General features: G+C 70.4%; 20 protein-coding genes. 10 read left to right on the top strand and 10 right to left on the bottom strand.

The features are described from left to right. Window positions 1-15: 15 nt before the first annotated feature. The 3 genes from AB0M26_RS09360 to AB0M26_RS09350 form a co-directional block, all read right to left on the bottom strand. Window positions 16-918 (bottom strand): ABC transporter permease, encoded by a 903-nt coding sequence (locus AB0M26_RS09360; protein WP_365257062.1) that lies wholly within the window; start codon window positions 916-918, stop codon window positions 16-18. Beyond that, window positions 915-2,153: an ATP-binding cassette domain-containing protein gene (locus AB0M26_RS09355; RefSeq protein WP_365257288.1), complete on the bottom strand. Its 1,239-nt coding sequence runs from the start codon at window positions 2,151-2,153 to the stop codon at window positions 915-917. The genes AB0M26_RS09360 and AB0M26_RS09355 overlap by 4 nt, the downstream gene beginning before the upstream one ends. A gap of 127 nt (window positions 2,154-2,280) precedes the next feature. Then, the gene (locus tag AB0M26_RS09350; protein WP_365257059.1) at window positions 2,281-2,928 is read right to left on the bottom strand and encodes an ABC transporter permease; all 648 of its coding nucleotides are present in this window, start codon (window positions 2,926-2,928) and stop codon (window positions 2,281-2,283) included. Window positions 2,929-3,302: 374 nt separating this feature from the next. Between AB0M26_RS09350 and AB0M26_RS09345 the strand changes: the two genes are divergently transcribed. The 3 genes from AB0M26_RS09345 to gntA all read left to right on the top strand — a co-directional run bounded on the left by AB0M26_RS09345 (window position 3,303) and on the right by gntA (window position 5,218). Continuing rightward, complete coding sequence (locus tag AB0M26_RS09345; protein WP_365257056.1) at window positions 3,303-3,482, top strand: hypothetical protein; 180 nt, start codon at window positions 3,303-3,305, stop codon at window positions 3,480-3,482. Between the two features lie 275 nt (window positions 3,483-3,757). Further along, complete coding sequence (locus AB0M26_RS09340) at window positions 3,758-4,135, top strand: hypothetical protein (protein ID WP_365257053.1); 378 nt, start codon at window positions 3,758-3,760, stop codon at window positions 4,133-4,135. A 378-nt stretch (window positions 4,136-4,513) separates the two neighbouring features. Beyond that, a complete protein-coding gene (gntA, locus tag AB0M26_RS09335; protein ID WP_365257050.1) occupies window positions 4,514-5,218 on the top strand; it encodes a guanitoxin biosynthesis heme-dependent pre-guanitoxin N-hydroxylase GntA in 705 nt (234 codons plus the stop codon). Between the two features lie 162 nt (window positions 5,219-5,380). On the opposite strand, the gene AB0M26_RS09330 is transcribed toward gntA, so the two are convergent. The 6 genes from AB0M26_RS09330 to AB0M26_RS09305 form a co-directional block, all read right to left on the bottom strand. Beyond that, on the bottom strand, window positions 5,381-6,082 hold the full coding sequence (locus AB0M26_RS09330) for an amidohydrolase family protein (RefSeq protein WP_365257285.1): 702 nt from the start codon (window positions 6,080-6,082) through the stop codon (window positions 5,381-5,383). Window positions 6,083-6,086: 4 nt separating this feature from the next. Beyond that, complete coding sequence (locus AB0M26_RS09325) at window positions 6,087-6,569, bottom strand: amidohydrolase family protein (protein WP_365257047.1); 483 nt, start codon at window positions 6,567-6,569, stop codon at window positions 6,087-6,089. Next, window positions 6,569-6,958, bottom strand: coding sequence for an MAB_1171c family putative transporter (locus AB0M26_RS09320; RefSeq protein ID WP_365257044.1), 390 nt, complete (start codon window positions 6,956-6,958; stop codon window positions 6,569-6,571). The genes AB0M26_RS09325 and AB0M26_RS09320 overlap by 1 nt, the downstream gene beginning before the upstream one ends. Before the next feature lie 232 nt (window positions 6,959-7,190). After that, window positions 7,191-7,817 carry a sterol desaturase family protein gene (locus AB0M26_RS09315; RefSeq protein ID WP_365257041.1) on the bottom strand — a complete coding sequence of 209 codons (627 nt, stop codon included), beginning with the start codon at window positions 7,815-7,817 and terminating at the stop codon, window positions 7,191-7,193. Between the two features lie 200 nt (window positions 7,818-8,017). Beyond that, complete coding sequence (locus tag AB0M26_RS09310) at window positions 8,018-9,328, bottom strand: alkaline phosphatase family protein (RefSeq protein ID WP_365257038.1); 1,311 nt, start codon at window positions 9,326-9,328, stop codon at window positions 8,018-8,020. A 443-nt stretch (window positions 9,329-9,771) separates the two neighbouring features. Continuing rightward, the gene (locus tag AB0M26_RS09305; RefSeq protein WP_365257035.1) at window positions 9,772-10,551 is read right to left on the bottom strand and encodes a nuclear transport factor 2 family protein; all 780 of its coding nucleotides are present in this window, start codon (window positions 10,549-10,551) and stop codon (window positions 9,772-9,774) included. A gap of 192 nt (window positions 10,552-10,743) precedes the next feature. Between AB0M26_RS09305 and AB0M26_RS09300 the strand changes: the two genes are divergently transcribed. The 3 genes from AB0M26_RS09300 (at window position 10,744) to AB0M26_RS09290 (ending at window position 13,789) form a co-directional block, all read left to right on the top strand. Next, window positions 10,744-11,625: an AraC family transcriptional regulator gene (locus AB0M26_RS09300; RefSeq protein ID WP_365257032.1), complete on the top strand. Its 882-nt coding sequence runs from the start codon at window positions 10,744-10,746 to the stop codon at window positions 11,623-11,625. A gap of 148 nt (window positions 11,626-11,773) precedes the next feature. After that, window positions 11,774-12,160, top strand: a complete 387-nt coding sequence (locus tag AB0M26_RS09295) for a nuclear transport factor 2 family protein (RefSeq protein WP_365257029.1) — start codon at window positions 11,774-11,776, stop codon at window positions 12,158-12,160. Window positions 12,161-12,373: 213 nt separating this feature from the next. Continuing rightward, on the top strand, window positions 12,374-13,789 hold the full coding sequence (locus AB0M26_RS09290) for an FAD-binding oxidoreductase (RefSeq protein ID WP_365257026.1): 1,416 nt from the start codon (window positions 12,374-12,376) through the stop codon (window positions 13,787-13,789). 80 nt (window positions 13,790-13,869) lie between these two features. Here AB0M26_RS09290 and AB0M26_RS09285 read toward each other — a convergent pair whose 3' ends face one another. Further along, on the bottom strand, window positions 13,870-15,150 hold the full coding sequence (locus tag AB0M26_RS09285) for a helix-turn-helix transcriptional regulator (RefSeq protein WP_365257282.1): 1,281 nt from the start codon (window positions 15,148-15,150) through the stop codon (window positions 13,870-13,872). Window positions 15,151-15,581: 431 nt separating this feature from the next. Between AB0M26_RS09285 and AB0M26_RS09280 the strand changes: the two genes are divergently transcribed. From AB0M26_RS09280 to AB0M26_RS09265, 4 genes are all read left to right on the top strand, one after another. Beyond that, a complete protein-coding gene (locus AB0M26_RS09280) occupies window positions 15,582-16,958 on the top strand; it encodes an ATP-grasp domain-containing protein (protein WP_365257023.1) in 1,377 nt (458 codons plus the stop codon). Then, a complete protein-coding gene (locus tag AB0M26_RS09275) occupies window positions 16,955-18,958 on the top strand; it encodes a PEP/pyruvate-binding domain-containing protein (RefSeq protein ID WP_365257020.1) in 2,004 nt (667 codons plus the stop codon). Before AB0M26_RS09280 ends, AB0M26_RS09275 begins: the two co-directional genes overlap by 4 nt. Continuing rightward, complete coding sequence (locus AB0M26_RS09270; protein WP_365257017.1) at window positions 18,955-20,247, top strand: MFS transporter; 1,293 nt, start codon at window positions 18,955-18,957, stop codon at window positions 20,245-20,247. The genes AB0M26_RS09275 and AB0M26_RS09270 overlap by 4 nt, the downstream gene beginning before the upstream one ends. A gap of 97 nt (window positions 20,248-20,344) precedes the next feature. Continuing rightward, a complete protein-coding gene (locus AB0M26_RS09265) occupies window positions 20,345-21,853 on the top strand; it encodes an FAD-binding oxidoreductase (protein WP_365257014.1) in 1,509 nt (502 codons plus the stop codon). Window positions 21,854-22,527 lie beyond the last annotated feature (674 nt).

The following is a 22,527-nucleotide window of genomic DNA, read 5'->3' as shown; positions in this document are numbered from 1 at the left end:
CCCGCCCCAGGCGCATCAGTCCACCTCCAGGCCGCGCGGGCGCAAGCACATCTCGACGAGCATGCCCAGCCAGTCCACGATCAGCGCCATCGCGACCGTCAGCACGGAGCCGAGCACCAGAACCGGCATGCGCTGGTTGGTGATGCCGGAGGAGATCAGATCGCCGAGACCTCCGCCCCCGCCGAAGGTCGCCAGCGTCGCGGTGCCGACATTGAGGACCAGCGCGGTCCGTACGCCCGCCAGGATGAGCGGTACGGCCAGCGGCAGTTCGACCCGGAACAGCACGAGCAGGGGCGACATCCCGATGCCCCGCGCAGCCTCCACGAGCGAGGGGTCGATCGACTTCAACCCGGCCACGGTGTTGCTCAGCACCGGAAGCACCGCGAACGCCACGATGCCGACGAGCGCCGCCCGTTGGCCGATGCCGAGCCAGATCACCAGCAGCGCCAGCAGCCCCAGAGCCGGGGTCGCCTGCCCGATGTTGGCCGCTGCGACGAACGGCGGGGCAGCGCGGCGCAGGCTGCGGCGGGTCAGCGCCACTCCCAGCGGGATCGCGATGAGGAGCACGAAAAAGGTGGAGATCGCGACGAGTTCGGTCTGCTGGAGGAGTGCGGTGCGCACCGCACCGCCGGACAGTGCGTTCCGGGCGATCGAGTCCAGCTCGGTGGTACTGAGATAGAGCGCGGTGGCACCGAGGGCGGCCGCGACGAACACGGGCACCGTCACCAGCTTCTGCCAGGTGATACGGGGCGGGAGCCGGTCGGGTGGGACCGGACCGCGTACAACGGGCCGGCGGGCGGGCCCGCCCGTTGCCGCAGCCTCGGGAGCGGTCTCGTGACCGACCTCGTGATCGGCCTCGGGAGCGGAACCGCCATCGGCCCCGACGCCCGCCCCGACGCCGACCTCGCTCCGGCTCACGCGGGCTCACCCCGGCCGGTACGCCGAGCCTCCTCCGCGCCCCGCTCTTCCGGTGTTCCGCTCATCGCCTTCAGCAGCGTGGCCATGTCCACGACGCCGATGTACGCGCCGTCCTGCCCGGTGACCACGACCGGGCCCGCGCCGTCGGCCAGCAGTGCCTCCAGTGCGTCCCGCAGCGTCGCGTCCAGCCCGATCCGGCTCTGTACCGGGGTGCCCGCTGGCAATGGCAGTGCCTCCGCGGCGGGTTGGGCGCTCAGGGCGCGCGTCAGGTCCTCGCGCCGCAGCCAGGTTTGCGGGCGCCGGTTCCCGTCCAGCAGCAGTACGCGGTCGCCGGAACCGGAACCGGAACCGGAACCGGAACCGGAGCGCGAGTCGGAGCCGGAGCGCGAGCCGGGGTTCGTGGCGTCGAGCAGGGCCGGCACGGTCGCCGGCAGGTCGTTGGCGGTGGCGGTCGGGACGTCGGCGAGTTCCACCTCCCGTAGGCCCCTGAGGTTCAGTCGCCTCACTCCCGCACCCGCGCCCACGAACCCCGCGACGAAGTCGTCGGCCGGGCGCGCCAGAATGGCCTCCGGGGTGGCGAACTGGGCGATGTGCGACCGGTCGCGCAGCACCGCGATCCGGTCGCCGACCTTGACCGCCTCGTCGAAGTCATGGGTGACGAAGACGATCGTCTTGCGCAACTCCCGCTGCAACCGGATCAGTTGGTCCTGGAGGCGCTCGCGGGTGATCGGGTCGACGGCCCCGAACGGCTCGTCCATCAGCAGTACGGGAGGGTCGGCCGCCAGTGCCCGCGCCACCCCGACGCGCTGCTGCTGGCCGCCGGAGAGCCGGCGGGGATAGCGGCCCCGGAACTCCGCGGGATCCAGCCCGACCAGATCGAGCATTTCCTCGACCCGGTCCCGTACCTTCGTCCGGGGCCAGCCGGCCATCTTCGGTACGAGCGCGATGTTCTCCGCCACCGTCATGTGCGGGAAGAGTCCCGCGGCCTGGATGGCGTAGCCGATGGTGCGGCGGAGCGCCACGGGGTCGATGCCGGTGACGTCCTCGCCGCCGATGGTGATGCGCCCCGACGTCGGCTCGATCAGGCGGTTGATCATCTTGAGGGTGGTGCTCTTGCCGCAGCCCGAGGGTCCCACGAGGACCACGGTCTCGCCTGCCGCGATGTCCAGGGAGACGTCCTCGACGGCCGGAGCGGGGCTGTCCGGGTAGCGCTTGGTGAGATGGTCGAGCCGGATACTCGCGCCGGCGCCGGAGCCGGCGGATCCGGTCGTTCCGGCGGCGTCGGCCGTTCGGGCCGACCCTGCAGGCGCGGCGGCAGCGGAAGGCGGGGCGGTGGGTTCGGCGGTTTCGGTTTCGGCAGGTTCAGCCACGGATCCCCCGTGAGATGGTGAGTCGTCCGAGCAGCACGTATCCGGCATCGAACAGCAGGGCCAGGAGGACGATTCCGAGCGTCCCCGACAGGACTTCGTTGAGTGCGTTGGCGCTGCCCAGGCTGGAGATCCCGCGGAAGATCTGGTTGCCGAGCCCGGGCCCGGAGGCGAAGGCCGCGATCGCCGCGATGCCCATCAGCATCTGGGTCGACACCCGGACGCCGGTGAGGATCGGCGGCCACGCGAGTGGCAGTTCGACCCTGAGCAGCCGGGCGGACCGCGACATCCCCATACCCTTCGCCGCCTCGACGAGGGCCGGGTCGACCCCGCGCAGCCCGACGACCGCGTTGCGGACCACGGGCAGCAGTCCGTACAGCGTCAGCGCGATGACGGTCGGCGCGACACCGAGGCCGACGAGCGGGACGAGCAGGCCGATGAGGGCCAGGGAGGGGACGGTGAGAATGGTCGCGGTCGTGGTGATGGCGAGGTTTCCCGCCCACTCCGTGCGGTAAGTGAGGACGCCGATCAGGACCCCGAGCAGGGTGGCGACGACCATGCACTGGAAGACGGCGCTGGCGTGCTGGTAGGCGTCCACGAGCAACTGTTGGTAGCGGGTGCCCAGGTACTCCCAGAAGCTCACGTCTCGGCGCCTCCTTCTGCGGCGGTCCTCTTGCAAGGGCCCGCATGATGCGGTCGAATCCCGTCACCCGGTCGATCACGTAGTGGCACGTCCGGAATGAGCGTGCCACCGAAGGCACAGCCTGTCACCAGGGCGGTCCAGGTATGAGGCTTCGGAGCGTCCGGCGTGGCGTCCAAGTGCGCCCGCATGTCCGCAGCTTGACGTGGGGTCACCTGACTGGGGATCACCCCGCATTCTTCAGGAGCTTCCGAACCCCTGCGCGGCCGTTGACGCGGCCACCGCCCGCATCGCGCGGAGGCTCCCCGGTCCCGCGCGGAGACGGCTTCGCCGAGGACGTCTCCGGGGCCGCAGAGGGGCTCTCCGGGGAGCGAGGCGTGGGTGTCCCGCCGGTCGCCGTGTACGACTCGCTCCGGGTGGTCATTTCTGTCGGCTGCCCCGTCACCGCCGCCGGAGAAACAGCCGACGAGCACGACGACGAGCGCGCCTGCGAGGGCGACGCAGGCCGCGCGCGAACGGGACATGGAACTTCCTGGTCGAAGCAGGGACATGTCTGACCATCGGGTGGCCGATGGTCACCCCATGGCGTCGACAACGCCCGGATCGGGCCCAGGTGTTCCATGGGTCGGCCGCACCCCCACCTCCCGTAACCCTCTGAGGTTTGCATCCATACGCGGCGTGGCTGCGCCGCCCGGTTGCCGCGCTTCCCGCCCCGTGGAGCGAGAGCCGTGCAACAGTACGCAGCATTCGCCCGCTTCGGCTCTGGCGCCGATTACTACCCCGCGGTAATAATGCGTGGTCACACCCGGCCCACCGCACACGGAGGTCCCCGTTGCCCGCCACGCCTCGGTCCGCGCCGCTGCTCGCCGCTCTGCTCGCCACCACGGGCGTCGCGCACTTCGTGGCACCCGGGCAGTTCGACGCGATCGTGCCGCGATCGCTCCCGGGGCGCGCACGAACCTGGACGCACATCAGCGGCGCGGTTGAACTCGCCCTCGCCGCAGGCATCGCGGCGCCTCGGACCCGCCGGGCGAGCGGCCTGGCGGCCGCGGGCTTCTTCGTCGCTGTCTTCCCGGCCAACATCCGGATGGCATACGACTGGCGCGACAAGCCCCCCTTGCTGAAGGCCGCCGCGTACGCACGGCTGCCTCTGCAGCTGCCGCTCGTCGGCTGGGCCGCCAAGGTCGCCACCGGCGCGCGGCGGCAGTAGTACCTGACGCCAGTACCTGACGCCCTGCGGTCCAATTCACCCGAAGACCGGGAGCGGGGGGAGACGCCATCGGCGGGCCCCACGTGATGATCGCTCAAGGGCGTAAGGAGCCGCCGTCCGGGGTCCATTCCCCGCCGCACCGTCGTGCTGTCATCATGGCGCTCACCTGGGAATTTCGTTGATCGGCCTCGGGCCGTCACAATCACCCACGGACCTTCCCCAGTCTTCAGCGGACGGGGCCCCTCCCTGCGCACGGCGAGAGTGCCGTCGACGCTGCCCGCGGGGCCCCGGGTCATTGCTGGCGGGGCGGGTGGTCATGGACACGAGAAGGAGATGATCTCCCTTCGAGGAGGCACGTAGGTGGAAGGAAGGCTGGCCATGTCTGCGAGGGCGCGTGGTGAGGTCGAGGCGTTCATTCTGGGGGAGAAGTTCTCCTGTTTGGCGGGGCGCTCCGCCTGGCGGCGTGGGGGCATCATGCATCGGCACTACCACCTGCTGGGGTGCGAGTCGTCGGCGCGGCTGATGGCCGCCGATCTGGCTGAGTTCGTCGCCGGGGCCGACTGGAGCGCCCGGACGTTCACCAGCTTCGTCGCGACCTTCGAGCGGCCGCGCGGCGTGGACGAGCTCCGGTTCGAAGAGCTCCTCTGGCAGCAGCTGCAGCTGCTCCATGAGGAGGACGCGGAGGATCATCACTGGGCCGACGGCTACTCGTCCGACCCCGAATCCCGGGAATTCGCCTTCAGCGTCGCGGGTCACCCCTTCTTCGTGATCGGCCTGCACGAGACCCACCGCCGGTGGGGGCGCCGCCCTCCCTTCCCGATGCTGGCCTTCAACTCGCACGAGCAGTTCAACCGGATCAAGGGCGCCGGGATGTGGGACCGGCTCACAGAGAAGATACGCAAGCAGGACATCAAGCTGCAGGGTGACATCAACCCCAATCTGCACGAGTACGAGGAGCTCTCCGAGGCCCGCCGGTACTCGGGCCGCCCCAAGCCCGCGGAATGGCAGTGCCCCTTCGCCGCCCGTCCCGCGCGGGAGCAGGAGCTCGACCGCGAGCTGGAGCTGTCCGTCCCCGCGGGCTGAGGTGCCCCAGGGCCGGAGGACGACCCTGGGGCGGGCACGACAGCCACCGTGCCCCCCCAGCCCGAGTTGAACGAGCTCACCAGTGCCGCCCCCGCCAAGGTCTGAAAACCTTGGCGGGGGCGGCACGCGGGCATCCCGTACCGTCCCGGGTCTGCGTCCCGCTCACCACATCACCGGATCCCGTTCCGCCGTCCAGACGTGGCGAATGCGGCGGAGGGCGTCCAGGTCCGTCAGTGGGTTGCCGTCGACCACGAGCAGGTCGGCGCGCTTCCCGGCCGCCAGCCTGCCCGTGTCCGTCAGGCCGAGGGCGTGGGCCGCATGCGTCGTGGCCATGTCGAGAATCTCGGCGTGCGTGAATCCCCGGCCCTCGAAGAACTCGAGCATCCCCACGTAGTCGTCGAAGCGGGCGCCCGGTACACCGGCATCGGTACCGGCGATGAAGCGGACGCCGGCCTCCCGCATACGGTCGATGACCTCGTTCATGGACTTCGCCCGCTCCGGGCCCAACTGCTCCAGGAAAAGCGGCCAGTTGCCCGAGACGCACCGGCAGACGGCGACGTCGCTCTCCACGATGCGGCGCGTGGTCTCGGGGTCGTACACGACGCCGTCGGCAGTGCGCCACGAGCAGTGCTCGAGCGTCCGTACGCCGGCGTCCACGCAGTGGGCGATGGCCTCCGTGCCGTGGGCGTGCGCGGCCACCGGCAAGCCGTGCCGCTCGGACTCCTCGACGATCAGCCGCAGTTGGGCCGGTGTGAACTGCGACTGCCACATGCGCGGCCCGGTCGGGGTGATGGCACCGCCCGAGGCCATCACCTTGATCAGGTCGGCTCCGGCCTCCGCGTTGCGTGCGATCCGGGCGCGGATGTCGTCATCCGTCGTGACCTCGCCCCCCAGGAACGCGCAGTGGCCGCCGTGCGAGGTCAGCGGTGCGGTCGCCGCGACGATACGCGGTTCCCGTGGCCGTCCCGGCCTCGATGGACGCCCGCAGGGCCACGGTCAGCGCGTCGCGGTCGCCGAGATCCCGTACGGTCGTCACCCCGGCGGCCAGCAACTGCCCGGCGCGTCCGGCCATGGCGGCAGCCAGCTCGTCCCGGTCGGGTTCGGTGGCCGCGCCGATCGGGTCGCGTCCCGCGTCGAAGACGAGGTGGACATGGCAGTCGATCAGGCCGGGCAGCACGGTCGCCACCGCGTACGACTGCCGGGGCACGGCAGCGTCCAACGACGCCTCCAGTGCCACCGCGGCACCGACCGCGGCGATCCGGCCGGAGTCCACGAGCACGGCGCCCGCGTCGATCACCTGATCCGCTGGACCGGTGATGACACGGTCAGCGGTGATCAGAACCTTGTTCACTATGGCCTTTCGCGTAGGGCGTGGGATATGGCGATGAGTTCGCGCGGGTCGTCCCCCAGGTCGTTGCCGGACGGCAGGGCGACGCGGGCTGCGGGCAGCGCGGTGTCCGGGTCCTCGGCGTCCGGCTTGAGCGCCAGGGCCTCCGTGATGTGCCGGGCGATGTCGTCGGCCGGGCCGCGGGCGAGGTCGACCCCCGGCGCCACCCTGGTCAGATACGGGCTCAGGCGGACCAGCCCGTCGCGGCACTCGATGAGCCGCCGGTAGAAGCGTTCGTGGGTGCCGCGCAGCCGGAACCGGTTCCATCGGGAGCCGGTTGGGGGGCGGTTCAGGACCAGCTCCGGGTAGGCCCCGGCCAGTGCCGTCCACAGCGGCGTGAGTTCGTGGTACATGCGGCGGTGGTGCAGCACCGACCGCCAGCGGGAGACGGCGCCGTCCGCGGGGGAGGAAGGCGGCCCCGAGGGACATCGGGGCCTTGCCGGAGCGGGACGGAACGGGGGTTCGTCCCGCTCCGGCGCGCAGCGTTGGATCCCGTACGGGTTCCCGGTGCGGTAACGCCGGGCCCTGCACGGGTTCCCGGTGCCGTAACGCCGGGGCCCCGTACAGGGCTTGGTGAGCACGGGGCTATATCCCGTGCAGGTTCTTCGCGGTGGGCGACGTGGTCACCGTGGCCGGGTCGGGAAAGGTGCCGAAGAGCCGGTCGGCGGTGGCCGTGGTGGTCACGGTGAACCAGTAGTGCTCGTTCTTGTAGTGGTGCAGACGGTGGTTGCGCCAGATCGCCTTGTACACCCTGCCGCGGGGCCGGTAGTCGGTGTGGATCAGGTAGTGCGTCCACTCGTAGAGCAGGCCGACCGCCGTCACCGCCAGCATGAAGCTGAGCGCCTGAGAAGTCCTCGGGAAGGCGAGCAGGGAGACCGCGGCGCAGCCCACGATCACGTACACCAGCGATCTCCAGGGGATGAAGAGCAGCGGAATGTCCCGCGGATCCGCGTGGTGCGCACGATGCTTCCTGGCCAGCGGAGAGTCGAGCGTGACGCCCCCCAGCCGCCGGGGCCGCCAGTGGAGTATGCAGACATGGATCAGCCATTCCACTACGGGGAAGAGCGCGAACAGGACCACCGGGGCGTATGCGTCGTCGACGCGCCAGTCCCCGGCGGTGATGCGCGCACCGGTCAGGACGACGAACACCGCACCGATCATCCAGGGAGACGGGTAGCGCCAGAACTCCCTTGCGGCGGCGCGCAGTGTCATCACCCCCGCCCTGCGCGAGCCGGTGATCGCGGCCTCGTCGAGGCGGACGCGTGCCCGGGCGTCCGCGTCGGTGGCGGCTGAGGCGGCCCCCTGCGGGCGCGTCGTTCCGGGCGGGCGCGCTGCCGTTGGCTCATGACCTCTCCTCGGAGTCTCGGTGGGTCAGGAACTGATCGGTGCGGTGAACGGAGTTGCTCGATGGATCAGTCGACGTCGAAGCCCTGCTCCCGTGCGTGTTCGCGCAGTTCGGTCCAGCCGTCGCCCTGGTGCGCATGGTCCTCCCGGGCGGCGCCGAGGCAGCCCGGTGACACCACCGACGGTACGTCGTAGCGCGGAGGGGGCGTGGTGACCGGCGGGGCGGAGAAGTCCAGAACCTCGGCAAGGTTCCGGGCCGCGGCGTCCCGGACGGTGAGCGGCTCCAGGCCGAACCGCCACTCGATCATCTTGAGCACCGAGGCATGGTCGTAGACGTCGTGCGCCACCCGGCTCCTTGCGCGCGGGGAGACGACCAGGCAGGGCACGCGGAAGCCGCGCAGTCCGGTTCCCAGGTCGGGGCGGGGGTCGGGACCCTCCGGGGGGACGACATGGTCGAAGAAGCCGCCCCACTCGTCGTAGTTGATGACGAGTACGGTGCGCTCCCAGTTGGGGCTCGATGTCACGGCCTCGTACACGTCGTTGAGGAAAGCCTGGCCAACGCGGATGTCGGAGTGCGGATGTTCGTCGCCGCTCAGTCCCATGCCCGCGCCGAGGAAACGGGGGTCGACGAAGGAGACCGCCGGCAGTCTGCCGGCGGCAGCGTCGGCCTTGAACGAGCTGTGGTGGCGCGTGATGCCGAGGTACTTGGTCCCCCAGAGGGCCGTGAACGGGACATCACTGAAGTAGTACCGGCGGCTGATGTCACGTTCGGCGAGCCTGTCCCAGATGGTCGGCGCCTTCACCAGGTCGAAGCTGTTGTGGACCCGGTCCGTCTGCGCGGCGTGCTGGAAGATCCTGTTGGGATAGGTCTCGGCCATCACGGCGGAGAAGTAGCGGTCGCAGACGGTCCAGTCCCGCGCCGCCCGGCCGTGGAAGCCCAGATCGGCCGCTTCGTAGTAGCCAATGGAGAAGATGTCGTTGCCGCCGGCCCGCAGCCAGCCGTCGCACGCACCGTTGTTGAGCTCCACCCGGCCGCCCTCGTACGAGTGGTCGGGGTCGGCGAACGCGCAGCCGGTGAAGGTGTCGAGGTGGTGCGTGCCGTGCTCGGCGCCGCTTGCGTCCACGTAACGCAGGCCGCTCTGCTTGCCGTCGGCCCCCGGCAGCCAGCCGAGGTAGTGGTCGAACGAGCGGTTCTCCATCATCGCCACGACGATGTGGTCGATGCCGGAGTCATCGGGAGCAGGCAGTTCTTCCGCCGGGGCGCTGTGTCTGCGCGTCTCGCCGGTGGCCGGTCCCGCGGCGAGTGTCCCGGCTGCCAGTGCTCCCGCCGCCGCGCCCGCTCCGGCGAGGAACGACCTCCGCTTCATGTGCTCGCCCATCCTGGTCCTCTCTGGATCAAATGGTGGGGTTCGCCTCCGTCCGAGGCTCGGACTGAGACCTGAGTCCATCATTGTCATGGCCCTGCCCTTGTATGGGGTGGGTTGTGATGACTTTTGAGTAGTGGTCAGGGGAAAGCGGCATGAGGGCTGGTGGTGCCTGAGTAGGTGAGGACGGCTCACGCCCGTCCGGGACGCCGCGGGCCGGACCGATGGCGCATGCCGGGCCCCCACGTCGTGCGTGCGGGGAGCATGCGGGCCGCATCCGGGCGTGCGGGTCGCCTCGGGCGTGCGGGCCGAGCCCAACACGGTTCACCTGGCCGCGACAGGCCGGCCTCATGCGCGCGGGCGCGGGCGTGCGGGCCGAGCGGAACAGTTCGTTGTCCGTTCGAGAACGCGCAAGGGGCCCGCTCCGCGCCGGAACGGGCCCCTGCGTTCTGCCGGTGTCAGAACTTGCCGCTGTTCTTGGCCTCGGCCGCCGTGGGGACGGGCTCGGCGCTGTCCCAGTGCTCCACGATGAGTCCGTTCTCGAGCCGGAAGATGTCGAAAACGGCCATGGCGGTTCCGGCAAGGTCGACTTCGCTGAGTGTGACGACGAAATTCCCCTGGCCGATCAGACGGTGCACCTTCCCGTACGTCATGGCCTTCCCCTCGGCGGCGAGGCCGGCCATGAAATCGGTGAATCCCTCGATACCGTCGGCGACCTGGGGGCTGTGCTGGACGTAGGAGTCCGCGGAGACGAACTCGCCGATCCGTTCCGTCTCACCGCCCTGCAGGACGACGGAGATGAACTCCGAGACCCTGGCCTTGTTCTCCTCGGTCCGCTCCCTATCCGTGATCCGCGTTTCCCCGTCGGTCTGCGAGTGCCCGGACGGCGTGGTCACCCCGCCCGCCACGATCGTGTCCCAGTGCTCGACGAGACGGTCGTTCTCATCGGTGTCGAAGAGGTCCGCGGTCACCCACCGCGTGGATCCGCCGAGCGTCTGGCACACATGCAGAAAGACGTACGGGCCGTCCTCGATGGCTCGCACCACCTCGATCTCCCGCTGCGGATTACGGTCGAGAAAGCGCTCGAAAAAGGCGAGGAAGCCTTCCTTGCCGTCCGCGACGCCGGTGCTGTGCTGGATGTAGCGATCGCCGACGTATCGGTCGAGGGCCTGCTGGACACGGCCGTCGCGGATTCCTTCCAGGTAGAGTCCGAGCGCGCTGTCGAGTTTGGCTGTCATGAAGTGTCGATGTCCCCGAGTGAGTCGTCCGGCGTGCGGTTTTGACGGGTATATTCGGGCGGCCCTTTCCGCGGCCTACTTCCCGGCGCCCGAATGCCCGCGCCCCATGCTAGGCACGGGGCCGGTGCCCCACCGGATACACTTGCGACACGCGATGGTCAAAATCCGACAGAAGCGAGGGGGAATGCGGAGATGATCCCCGAGTTGGCGTTCACCCCTCCCGTCGGCACCCCCGCCGGGGTCGAGGTCCTCTCGCTTGCCGAGCTGCGCTCCCGTACCCGGCCGGAACAGCTCGCGGGCCCCAACCGGCACGACTTCCATGTCCTGGTCACGCTGACCGACGGATCCCTGCGGCACACCGTCGACTTCGCCGGGTACGGGCTCGAACTCGGATCATGGCTCTGGGTACGGCCCGGCCAGGTCCACCAGTGGGGGGACACCGCCGGCGCCGAGGGCCGGCTGATCCTCTTCGAACGGGACTTCCCCAATCCGGCCACCGCGGCCGCGGCCCGCCTCGACGAACCGTACGCCCCGGTCGTACGGACGCCCGTCGGCGACGAGGGCGAGGCGCTGCGTGTTGCCGCCGATCACCTGGACCGCGAGTTCCGCGGGACCATACGCATGCCGGTGGACGTCCATGTGGCGGTGCTGCGCCATCTGCTGGCCGTGCTCGTCCTGCGCCTGGCGCACCTCACCGGGCCCGCGGGCGGTACGGCGTCCGGGCCCGGCACGGCGTACGCGCGCTTCCGGGACGCGGTGGAGCGGGGCTTCGCCGACTCGCGTCGGCTGGAGGACTATGCCCGCGCGCTCGGCTACTCCTCCCGTACGCTCTCGCGGGCCACGCTCGCCGCCGCCGGTGTCGGAGCCAAGGAGTTCATCGACCGCAGGGTCGTCCTGGAGGCCAGGCGCATGCTCGCGCACAGCGAGTTGTCCGCGGCCCGGATCGCCGCCCAGCTGGGCTTCTCCAGCGCCACCAACTTCGGCAAGTACTTCCACAAGCACACCGGACGGACCCCTGCCGCCTTCCGCGACTCCGCCCGCGGACGCGCGGCACCCGGGTCGGACGGAGCCTGAGCACGGAGTCCCGGCACCTATGGTCACAAGTGGACACGGCCGGGAGCATGGAGATGATGCGCGCCGCCGCGACCGGGAATTCACCGATGCCGGACAGAATTCGAACCGGCCCTTCATTCATGGCCCGGGTATGCGTACGGTGGCCGGCATGGCCGACAACGATCTCGAACGGAACAAGGCCGCGGCAAAAGCCTTCTACGACCTGTTGTTCAATCAGTGCAAGCCGGCGGAAGCCTATGACGCCTATATCGGCGACACCTATGTCCAGTACAATCCGCTCGGCAAGGACGGCAGAGCGGACTTCGTCGACTACTTCGAGCGCATGGCCGCCGCATTTCCCGGAAAACGTGTCGAGTTCAAGCGTGCCATCGCCGAGGGCCGGCACGTCGTCCTGCACTGCCACCAGATCTGGCCGGGCCAGGAGTACGCAGGTATGGACATCTTCCGCTTCGACGACCGCGGCAAGATCGTCGAGCACTGTCACGTCCTGCAGCCCATCCCCGCCGACTCGGCCAACCCGCACACGATGTTCTGAGAGTTCGCCCGGGAGGTTCCGGGATGCGGTCCGGGAGGAACTGAGGAGAGGGCCGGCACGGGCCGAGACCTCGCGGCACGCCGAGCGCGGTTCCGGCAGGCGTCCGCCTCATCTTCCCGCATGCGGGCCTTACCCGGCCCGCCTAGCGTGGAGAGAAGGGGGGGCAGTGGCGCCGAGGAAAACGGCCGTCGAACCTGCCCACGAGGTGACCCCATGCCGGACACAGACCGTGCAACCCCATCGGCCATCGACGAGCGGGCGCTGGCGGACCGCCTCGGCGCCGCGCTGCGCGGCGAGATCATCGACCGCCGGCACCCCGAGTACGACGAGGTCCGCTGCGTATGGAACGGGGTGATCGACCGGCACCCCGCGGTGATCGCACGGTGCACCGGCACCGCCGACGTCGTCGAGGCGGTGACCGCGGCGCGCGAGCAGCGCCCCGTCGTCTCCATCCGCGGCGGCGGGCACCAGGTGGCCGGTAGCGCCGTCTGCGACGACGGGCTGGTCATCGATCTGTCGCGGATGAAGGGCGTGTACGTCGACCCCGAGGCCCGGACCGCACACGTGCAGGCCGGTGTGACCTGGGGCGAACTCGACCGTGAGACACAGCTCTTCGGCCTGGCCACACCCGGCGGGGAGATCTCGATCACCGGCGTTGCGGGGCTCACCCTCGGGGGCGGCATGGGCGTGCTGATGCGCGCCTTCGGGCTGAGCTGCGACAACCTTCGGTCCATGGAGATCGTCACAGCCGACGGCATGGTGCGTACGGCGAGTCACGACCGGGAGCCGGATCTGTTCTGGGCCGCCCGTGGTGGCGGACGCGGCCTCGGCGTCGTCACGTCCTTCGAGTTCGATCTGCACCCGCTGGGTCCCGAGGTCGCCACGGCACAGGTCATCTACCCGTACGAGAATGCGGAGACCGTCGTGAAGAACTGGCGCGAGGCCGCCCTGGCCTCCCCGGAGACGGTCTCTCCCGAACTCGCCCTCTGGAGTGTCCCCCCGGACCCGGCCCTCCCCGAGGAACTGCACGGCAAGAAGGTCGTCTTCGTTGTCGGTGTCCACGCGGGGCCCCAGGGACCGGAGGCGGATACGGTGCTGGCGCCGCTGCGACAGCTCGCGCCGCCACTGGCGGATCTGAGCGGACCGATGCCGTTCGTCATGGCGCAGAGCGCGCAGGACCCGATGTTCCCGCCAGGCGAGCGGTACTTCATGAAGTCGCACTTCGCGGAGGAGCTGTCCGACGAGGCCATCAGGGTCGTACTCGCGAGCGACGCAGAGCGGCCCACCCCGCAGACGCTGATCGTCTTCAGAACCCTGGGCGGCGCCGTCGGCCGGGTCCCGGAGGACGAAACGGCGTTCGCCCACCGCTCCGCCCGCTTCAATGTGAGCTTCGACGCGGGCTGGTCCGACCCGGCCTTCGACGACACGGCGATCGGATGGGCACGAGCTGCTTGGGATGCGCTGAAGCCGTACTCCAGCGGAGGCGCGTACATCAACTTCGCCGGATTCGGGGAGGACGCCGAGGAACTGGTCGACGCCGTATACGGGCCGCACGAGAAGCGGGTCGACCACACCCGCGCGTCCTACGACCCCGAGGGCATCTTCGCTCCGGCCGCCCGCATGCCCTGAGCGCAGCTCTCCGCCCCCGCCCCGCTCCCGCCCCCGCCCCCCGCTCCCGCACCCGGACCGGCGCGTACCTCGGGTCGGGCTCAGGCGGGGCTGAGCCGGTGGTGCGCGGTGGCCGAACGCGGGGGCCAGGCCTGGGGGTCGAGGATGCCCAGCACGTACGCGCGGCTGATCAGCGCCGGTCGTGTGGGGGCGTCCAGCAGGTCCCGGAGGCGGCTGAGGTGGTAGTCCACGGTCTGCCGTGACAGATGGAGGGCCGCGGCGATCTCCGCATTGCTCTGCCCGGCCGCCAGCAGCGAGAGGATACGTATCTGCGCCGGGGTGAGCGGGGGCAGCGGCTGGTGCGGCAGGCTCTGGTGGGTGAGCACGGCCCAGACCCTGCGGGCGCGTGACGGCGTACGGCCGACCGGGGTGAGGAGCAGCTTGCCCCGCCACTGGAAGCCGCGCGCGTCGATGAAGGCCGCGCTGGTCCGTATGCGGCGCCGGCGGCGGGCGATCAGGTCGTTCCAGCGGCTGTGCAGCACGCCGAGATCGCCCTCGGCGGCGAGGAAGGTGTGGGCGGGCCGGCCGATGAGGTCGGGGACCGTGACATGGAGGAGATCGGCGGCGGCCGTACTGGCCTGCCGTATGCGCCCGCCCGCGGAGAGCAGTACGCAGGGCAGCCCGCTCTGGTCCCGGAGGGCCTGGAGGTCCGCCTCGGCGGCGATGCGTTCGCTCAGAGTGCGGGTGTAGTCGGTGATGTCGGCGTAGATGCCCGCGACGCAGGGACCGGACTCCTCCTTGACGGGGAAGCGGTGGCCGACGGCCCGGCCGGGCGTGCCGTCGGGGTGGTGGTACGTGAGGCTGTGGCGGACGGGCTTCCCCGCGGACAGCACTTCGCGGTCCATGGCGAGGAACAGCGCGGCGTCCTCGGGCGGGTCGAGGTCGGCGACGGTACGGCCCACGATGGCGTCCGGCGTGGTGTCGTAGAGGTGGGCGTACGCGTGATTGACCCAGAGATAGCGGCCGTTCCGGTCGCGGATGAAGGCCGCGGCGGGGGCGAACGCGGCGAACGCGTCGTAGCGCCTGCGGTCGGTGGCGTGCCCGGTGACGTCGATGGCCATGCCCCGCAGGCCGACCAGGCTGCCGTCGGTGCGCCGCCGCGGGCAGGCCGTCACGTCGAAGACCTTGCCGCGGAACTGCGTCTGCCAGCGGCCGACTTCGCTCCCGCGAAGCTTTTCGCACTCGCTCCGCAGGCTCTTCAGGAACTGCTGGGCGGCATCGGCGTCCTGGAGCGCACCGCCGCCGCTGTCGATGAGCCGCATGTCGGGGCCGGTTTCGAACCAGGCCACGGGCATCTGCGCCAGAAGGGTGCCGAGGCTCATCCCGTCCACAGGAGTGCCTCCCTGTGGTACGGGCCACCGCCGGTGCCTGGGCGTGTCATCTCCATGGTGTCCACGGTATTCCCGTCCGGGCGCCGCGGTCACCGGGGCCTGACGACATCACGCCACGTCAGGCGGGCGAACCGGCCCTCGGAGGGCGGAAGTCGGGCAGCGGGCACGGGCACGGCGGAGGACCGGAACGGAACGCTCGGGGCGGCCCGTATTCAGGCATTTGCCTGAGTGCCCGTCATGTTCCCCGTGACCACGGGCTGTTGCCGACTGATTCGCTTGAGTAGTCGGCGGAGCGGACGGGCTTCGCGGATGCGTGTCCCGGATGCGTCCTTCCCGGAGGCGTCCCGCGCGATGCGCAGTCGTCCGTTATGTCCTTGCGGACCGCCGACCTGTCGCCCACCGGACCAAGGAGTCGGATTCCCATGAGCACCGTGCTGTTCGTCTACGCCAAAGGCGGGCCGCCGCTGGAGTACGCCCTGTCCAAGGCCGCCGCTCGGGCGGAGGTGCACCTCCTCGCCCTGAGTGAACCCCCGGCTTCCTCCAAGGACGTCTGCGCGCGCCTGTGTGCATCCGTCACCTTCCCCTCGCCGCAGGGGGAGCAGGATCTCGTCGAACTGATCGTGGAGCGCGCGAAGTCCGTCGGCGCCGACGCCGTGACCACCCTCTCCGAGTACGCCGTCGTCGCGGTCGCCGCCGCCTGCGCGGAGCTGGGCCTCGCCGGCGCCGGCCCCAACAGCGTCCTCGCGCGCGACAAGCGGTTGATGCGCAGGACCTGGGAACTGCGAGGCGTGCCGCAGCCCCGCTTCCGCCATGTCCTCACCCCCGGTGACTTGCAGGAGGCGGCGCGCACCATACCCTTCCCGATGCTTCTCAAGGCCGCCTGGAGCGCCGGGTCGACGGCCCATCAGATCATCCGGACCCCGGAGGAGATGGACGCCGCCTGGCAGCGGGCGCGCCGGGTCATGGAGGAGTCGAAGCAGCTCGGGTTCGCCGAGCTCCATGTGGCCGACGCGGGCGAGGACTTCCTGGTCGAGGAGATCGTCCGGGGCACGCCCGAAGGCTGGTTCACCGAGGAGGGCTGGGGCGACTACGTCAGTGTCGAGGGCATCGTGGCCGGCGGCGTCTACCACCCGATATGCCTCAGCGGGCGCCTCCCGACCATCGCCCCGTTCACCGAGCGCGCGAGCATCACCCCCGTCGCGCTGCCGCGTGCCGTCGAGGAGCGGATCGTCGACCTCTCCCGGGCCGCTGTGGACACCCTCGGGCTGGAGAACTGCGGTACGCACACCGAGATCAAGCTCGGCAAGGACGGCGAGATGTGGGTGATCGAGACCGCCGCCCGGTTCGGCGGTGCCATGACCGTCCCCCAGATCGAGGAGGTCTTCGGCCTCGACCTCGTCGGGATGCTCATCGCCCACCTGCTCGGCCGTACGGTTTCCTGGCCGCCCGGCATCCTCACCCGCGAGGACTCCCGGGGCGCGGCCGGTTCGCTGGTGGTCCTCGCCGTGGACGCGCACGGCGACCCGTGGCCCGACCGTAGACTGTGGGACTTCCCCGCGGTGGACTGGCCGTCGCTGGTCAGTGACGGCAGCCGGCTGTCGGTGGTGAGCGAGCACTCCCTGACCGACGGTACGCCGGTTCCGGTCTACGACCCTGCCGCCGGTGCCAACACCATGGCCGCGCTGTGCCTGTTGAACGCGGTCGACCCGGTCACCGTCGTACGGGACTTCGAGGCGCTGGTCGATGCCATGCCCCGGGTGCTCCCGGCCGCCGGCGGGAACGGGGAGGGCCGGCGATGACGGGTCTGCGCGCACGCTCGGGCTCCGCGGACGCCGGGGTCGATTCCACGGTGATCGGCGAGAATCTGTCGCTGCCGATGTTCCGGCGGCTGTCCGGGGTCCTGGCCGGACACCCGTATCTCAAGGTCATCGTCGACCGCGAGCGTTCGACCTGGCACGTGCTGGACACCGCTGTCCACCCGTTCCACGTCAACTACATCGCTGTGACGATCCTCGGCATGGACCTGGACGAACTCGACGCTCGGCTCGACGCGTTCAACGCCTCTGTCTACACCGATCCCGAGCGGCGCTTCCTGCTGGGCATCCTCTCGCTGCACACCGACCCCGAGAACGACGACCGGCCCTTCCTCGTCCTGGAGACGACCGAGGCCGACACCATGCACGGCGCGCTGCTGGAGGAGTTCTACACCTTCGTGCGTGAACGGCTGGACGGACGGCTGCCGTTGCTGCTGAAGCCCGCCAACCACCGCCAGGAGCAGGAGCTGACGGCGGTCAGCGACGTACGGGTGCCTCGGATCCTCAGCCACCAGCTCTTCGGCAACCGGACGCGCACCCCGCTGAACCCGGGCGAAGCCGTGGGGCGGCTGAGGTACTTCCGCTCCCCGGAGGAGTACCGGGAGGCGGCGTCCGGACTCGGCTGGTCGGACATCGTCGCGATGGACTGCGTTCCCGACGACGTACCGCGCGTGGCCGGATTCATCAATGCCGCCCCCATCACGCCCCTGTCGCACACCAATGTGCTGGCCTCGGGCTGGGGTATCCCCAACGCGATCGTCCGCGACCTCGCGGGACTCGTCGAACCCGAGGACCTCGACGGCGCCTGGGTCCGCTACCGCGTGCGCGAGGACGGCATCTCGCTGACCCGGCTCAGCAGCCCGCCCCGACTGGAGGCCCCGTCCTGGCACCAGCAGCGCGTCCTCCTCGAACCGCCCCTGCTGGAGGACGCGCCCGCCCTCGCCCTGCACCGGTTGCGCCGCACCGACCACGACCGGTACGGCACGAAGGCCGCGAACCTCGGCGAGCTCCACCACGTACTGGACAGCCGTACCGCCGATCTCACCGCCTTCTACGGTGTGCCGCGGCCGCCCCGCCCGGACCTCTACGGACATCTCGCCGCACGCCTCGGTACCCCCGCGAAGGCCGCGGACACCCTCCGCCGGGCCGCGGCCGAGTTCGTGGCCGCGAACGTCACGGCACCGGAGGGCGTGGCGCTGCCGTTCTCCCTCCAGCACCGCTTCCTCACCTCCTCGCCGCCCATCCAGCAGGCCATCGGCAAGTTGAAGATGGCTCTGGAACTGGACGCCATCGAACTGGTCGACCCGCTCTGCCTGCATCTGCAGAACCTGATCCGCAACACGCCCATGCCGCAGGACGTCACGCGCCGGATCGTCGAGGCGTTCCCCGCCCATCTGAACCCGGGCAGCCGCCTGGTGGTGCGCTCCTCCTCCAACGCCGAGGACCTGCCCGGCTTCTCCGCGGCCGGCGTCTACGACTCCATCACCGCCGTCTCCGGCACGGACGAACTGCTCGACGCCGTACGCCGGGTGTGGGCCTCGCTGCTCACCCCGCGCAGCGTCCATCTGCGCCGGCAGGCCGGGATCTCCGTGGACGACACCTACATGGGCGTGATCATCCAGCAGTACACGCCCGCGACCCTCGGCGGTGTGCTGGTGACCTGCAACCCCACTCAGCGCGAGGACTTCCGCAACGTCTACCTCAACTGCGCACCGGACTCCCCGGAGAAGGTGGTGGAGGGAGCGGTGTTGCCACTGCAGTACCTCTACAACACGGTGGAGGGAGGCGGTCGTACGGTCGGACTCGGCTCGGCCTCCGAGGACCTCCCGGCCGGCGTCCGGGACCGGCTGGCCGATCTCGCGCTGACCGGGCGGCTGTTGCAGTCCCACTTCAGCGGCCCCGACGGAGGGCCGCTGGACATCGAGTGGCTGATGACGGACGAGGGCGGCTTCCGCCTGGTCCAGATCCGCCCGTACGCGCTGTGAGCGGGCGGCTCCCACGACGCGCCGGGACGTCCGCGCGAGGCGACGTCCCGGCGCCGGCGCGCCGGATCATCGCGCTCAACAACGGGTTCCAGCTGTTGTTCAACCTGTTGTGGTGGATGCCGGTCTTCTACGCCTACCAGCGCGAGGCCGGCCTGTCCGACGCCGAGATCTTCGGCATCCAGAGCATCTACTACGTGGCGTTCTGCCTCTTCGAGATCCCCACCGGCCTCGTGGCCGACCGCATCGGCGCCCGCAACTGCCTGCGGATCGGCGCGGTGGTGATGACTGCGGCCAATCTGACCCCGGTCCTCTCGCCCGACTACGGCGGCTTCCTCGTCCACTTCCTGGCCATCGCGGCGGGGCGCTCGCTCACCTCGGGGGCGGCCAGCGCGTATCTGTACGACGCGCTCCACGTCCACGGGGCGGGCGAGCACTACCTGCGGGCCGAGGGGACCTCGCGGGCGCTCGGGCTGGCGGCGAAGGTCGTCTGCTGGCCACTGGTCGGCCCCCTGATGGCCGTCGCACACCCGGCGCCGTATCTGCTCAGCGCCGCCAGCGCCGCCGCCTCGCTGGGCTGTGTCCTGGCCATGCCGCGGCTGGTCTCCCGGCCCGGCAGGCTCCCGCGTGCTGGGGGCGGCGAGATCTGGAAGGAGGCGCGGACCGCGGTGCGCTGGGCGTGCACCACACCCTGGCTGGCACTGGTCATGGTGCAGGGCGTGGCGGTCTTCACCCTGTCGCGGATCTGCCAGGTGAACCTCTTCCAGCCGATCCTCATGGCCGAGGGCATTCCCGAGACCTCGCACGGCGGGATCCTGGCCGCCATGACGGTCGCCGAGGCCGTCGCCTCCGCCCGCCCCCAGTGGATGGGCAGGCGCCTCGGCGCGGTGAACCTGGTCTCGCTGCTCAGCGTGGTGATGGCCGGGGCGCTGGCCGCCATCGCGATCGGCGGCGCGGCCTCCGTCGTGGGGCTGCTCTGTGTGTTCGCCGCGGCCACCGGCTTCGCGTACCCGGTCCAGCGGAAGCTGATCAACGACGCGATCCCGCGTGAGGCGCCGCGCGCCACGCTGCTCTCCATCGAGAGCATCGTGGACCGGGCGGTCTGTGCCGTGGCGGCGGTGGCGGCCGGTGCCTATCTGGCGGCGGATCGGCTGGACGCGCTGCTGTGGCACAGCGCCGTGGTCACCGGTGTGGTGATGCTCGGAGTCCATCTCGTCCTGCTGCGAAGGAGGCGGTCCGATCATCGGCCGGACGTTGCACCGCTCAGGGGCAGGGTCTCCACGAAGGGGTGACGGCCCCGCGGTTCGACGCGCCTCACCGCGGGGCCGCCCGGAGCGCCCGCCAGACTGCACAGCGCATGGATCACTGCGCTCGTGAGGTGGGTGTGCGATGACGGCGGTCAGCAGACGACGGCTTCTCCAGGGCGGTACGGCCACCGCAGTCGCCGCGGCGGCGGCCGCACCGCCCTTCGCCGGGTTCGGCGGGCTCGTCCATGCCGCGCCACGGGGGACGGTGCCGGACGTCGCGTGGGAAGAGCTGGCCCGCGGGCTGGACGGAACACTCATCCGGCCCGAGGACGACGGCTACCGGGAGTGGGGCCACCCGCAGAACCTCCGGTACGACGCCAGGCGTCCCGCGGGAATCGTCGTCTGCCACACTGCCCGCGATGTGCGGACCGCGATCCTGTGGGCGCGCCGGACGGGCATCCACCCGGTCGCCCGCTCCGGCGGGCACAGCTACGGCGGATACTCCGCAACCCGTGAACTGCTGGTGGATCTGGGCCAGTTGAACGAGGTGCGGCTCAATCGCGAGGCCGGCACGGTCACCGTGGGCGCGGGCGCGCGGAACAGCGGCATCTACACCGCGCTCCAGCCGTACGACCGGGCGCTCTCCGCCGGGCGCTGCCCGACCGTCGGCATCAGCGGTCTGACGCTGGGCGGCGGATTCGGCTTCAGCTCCCGAGAACTGGGTCTGACCGCGGACGCTCTGGAGCGGACCACGGTGGTGACGGCCGCAGGCAACTTTCTGACGTGCGACGAGAAGCAGCATCCCGATCTGTTCTGGGCCTGCCGGGGCGGAGGCGGAGGGAACTTCGGCGTCAACACCGAATTCACCTTCCGCACCACGCCCGTGGACCGGGTGGCGGTCTATCAGCTCGACTGGAAGTGGCAGGACGCGCCCGCGGCGTTCGCGGCCGTCCAGGAGTTGGTCCTGCGGGCGCCGGACGCCCTCTCGTGCCGTATGGGCGGCGGCAGCGCCGGCAGGACCCGCGCGGAGATCGAGGAGCGGAGGGAGGTGTCGGCCATCGGCCAGTTCTTCGGAACCGCCGACGACCTGCGGGACCTGCTAGCGCCGGTCCTGAGCGCGGCCCGACCGAAGCGGACGCTCATCGGGGACCGGACCTTCTGGCAGGCCAAGGACTTCCTCTACCACAGCGTTCCCAGCGACCGGTACGCCGTGACCTCCCGCTATCTGGACCGACCGCTGCCCCCGGGCGGGGTCGGGACCTTCATGGACGCCATCGACGCCTGGCCCGGGAGCTCCAACCCGGACGGTGCGGGCATCGCCCTGTTCGCGTGGGGTGGAGCCATCGCCGAAGTCGGGCCGCGGGAGACCGCGTTCATCCACCGCTCCGCCCGCTTCCTGCTCGCCGCCGAGACGACCTGGGCGGGACAGGACGACCCCGCGCTCGTCGCGGCGAACCTCCGCTGGCTCCACGAGCTGAGCCACGCCCTGGACTCGTACGGCAACGGGCAGGCGTACCAGAACTTCATCGACCCCGCCCTGCGCGACTGGCGGCGCGCCTACTACGGGGCCAACTATCCGCGCCTGGCGGAGGTGAAGCGCCGCTACGACCCGCAGAACCTCTTCTGCTTCGACCAGAGCATCACCGGCTGACGGGATGCCGGTGCGAGCGAACGGTCAAAGGCCCCGATCCGGTGCACATCACTGCGACCGGGTCCGGACTCCCGGCCACCTGACGGATATTAATCCGGCCGCGACCTCGCACCATGCTCGACAACGCGTTGCACACCGCAACCGCCGCTCTCCGAAGGAACATGCCATGGTGAATGGGGCCACGGACCGGCGAAGACGCGGCAGCGTGATTTCCGCTTTCCCGATGACTTTCATGATCGCGCCGGAACGCGATTCAGCTCTTCGCCATGGGGTTTGCGTGGAGGAATTCACTCGACGTGCCGTGATCCTTTCGGAGTTCGCGCAGCGAACACCGAGAGTGAAGCGGCAGGGAATAGCGGATTCGCGCGGTAGCCGTCACCGGTCTCCGAGGTGAAACGTCCGGACCGTCATTAGTTCCCGGCGAGCCCCGGCCGTACGGCGCCCCGGCGGTATCTGTGCGGATACACGGGACGGCCCTGATCGCGCGTGAGTCTTACCTACTCCTTCTCTTGTGTGAACGGCTACTCGTGGGTTGACTGTTGGCATCGCTCTCGCTAGCTTCAGCAGGCGCCCTGAATTCGAACGCCCTTCCGGTGATCAGAACTCCGTGATCCCGGTGCCCGAATTTCTGCTCTTGCGCCACCCAACCCCCCAATGCGTCACCAAAGCCCCCC

Origin of the sequence: Streptomyces sp. NPDC051776 (genome assembly GCF_040681345.1) — a bacterium.
Classification (GTDB): Bacteria; Actinomycetota; Actinomycetes; order Streptomycetales; family Streptomycetaceae; genus Streptomyces.
This window is presented reverse-complemented; position numbering and strand designations above follow the sequence as displayed.

What these genes read in the sequence shown, in the direction of transcription:
- gntA (WP_365257050.1), top strand. Translation starts at nt 4,514, where the DNA reads ATGTCTGCGAGGGCGCGTGGTGAGGTCGAGGCGTTCATTCTGGGGGAG.
- AB0M26_RS09320 (WP_365257044.1), bottom strand. Translation starts at nt 6,958, where the DNA reads ATGTACCACGAACTCACGCCGCTGTGGACGGCACTGGCCGGGGCCTAC.
- AB0M26_RS09315 (WP_365257041.1), bottom strand. Translation starts at nt 7,817, where the DNA reads ATGACACTGCGCGCCGCCGCAAGGGAGTTCTGGCGCTACCCGTCTCCC.
- AB0M26_RS09310 (WP_365257038.1), bottom strand. Translation starts at nt 9,328, where the DNA reads ATGGGCGAGCACATGAAGCGGAGGTCGTTCCTCGCCGGAGCGGGCGCG.
- AB0M26_RS09305 (WP_365257035.1), bottom strand. Translation starts at nt 10,551, where the DNA reads ATGACAGCCAAACTCGACAGCGCGCTCGGACTCTACCTGGAAGGAATC.
- AB0M26_RS09300 (WP_365257032.1), top strand. Translation starts at nt 10,744, where the DNA reads ATGATCCCCGAGTTGGCGTTCACCCCTCCCGTCGGCACCCCCGCCGGG.
- AB0M26_RS09295 (WP_365257029.1), top strand. Translation starts at nt 11,774, where the DNA reads ATGGCCGACAACGATCTCGAACGGAACAAGGCCGCGGCAAAAGCCTTC.
- AB0M26_RS09290 (WP_365257026.1), top strand. Translation starts at nt 12,374, where the DNA reads ATGCCGGACACAGACCGTGCAACCCCATCGGCCATCGACGAGCGGGCG.
- AB0M26_RS09285 (WP_365257282.1), bottom strand. Translation starts at nt 15,150, where the DNA reads ATGAGCCTCGGCACCCTTCTGGCGCAGATGCCCGTGGCCTGGTTCGAA.
- AB0M26_RS09280 (WP_365257023.1), top strand. Translation starts at nt 15,582, where the DNA reads ATGAGCACCGTGCTGTTCGTCTACGCCAAAGGCGGGCCGCCGCTGGAG.
- AB0M26_RS09275 (WP_365257020.1), top strand. Translation starts at nt 16,955, where the DNA reads ATGACGGGTCTGCGCGCACGCTCGGGCTCCGCGGACGCCGGGGTCGAT.
- AB0M26_RS09265 (WP_365257014.1), top strand. Translation starts at nt 20,345, where the DNA reads ATGACGGCGGTCAGCAGACGACGGCTTCTCCAGGGCGGTACGGCCACC.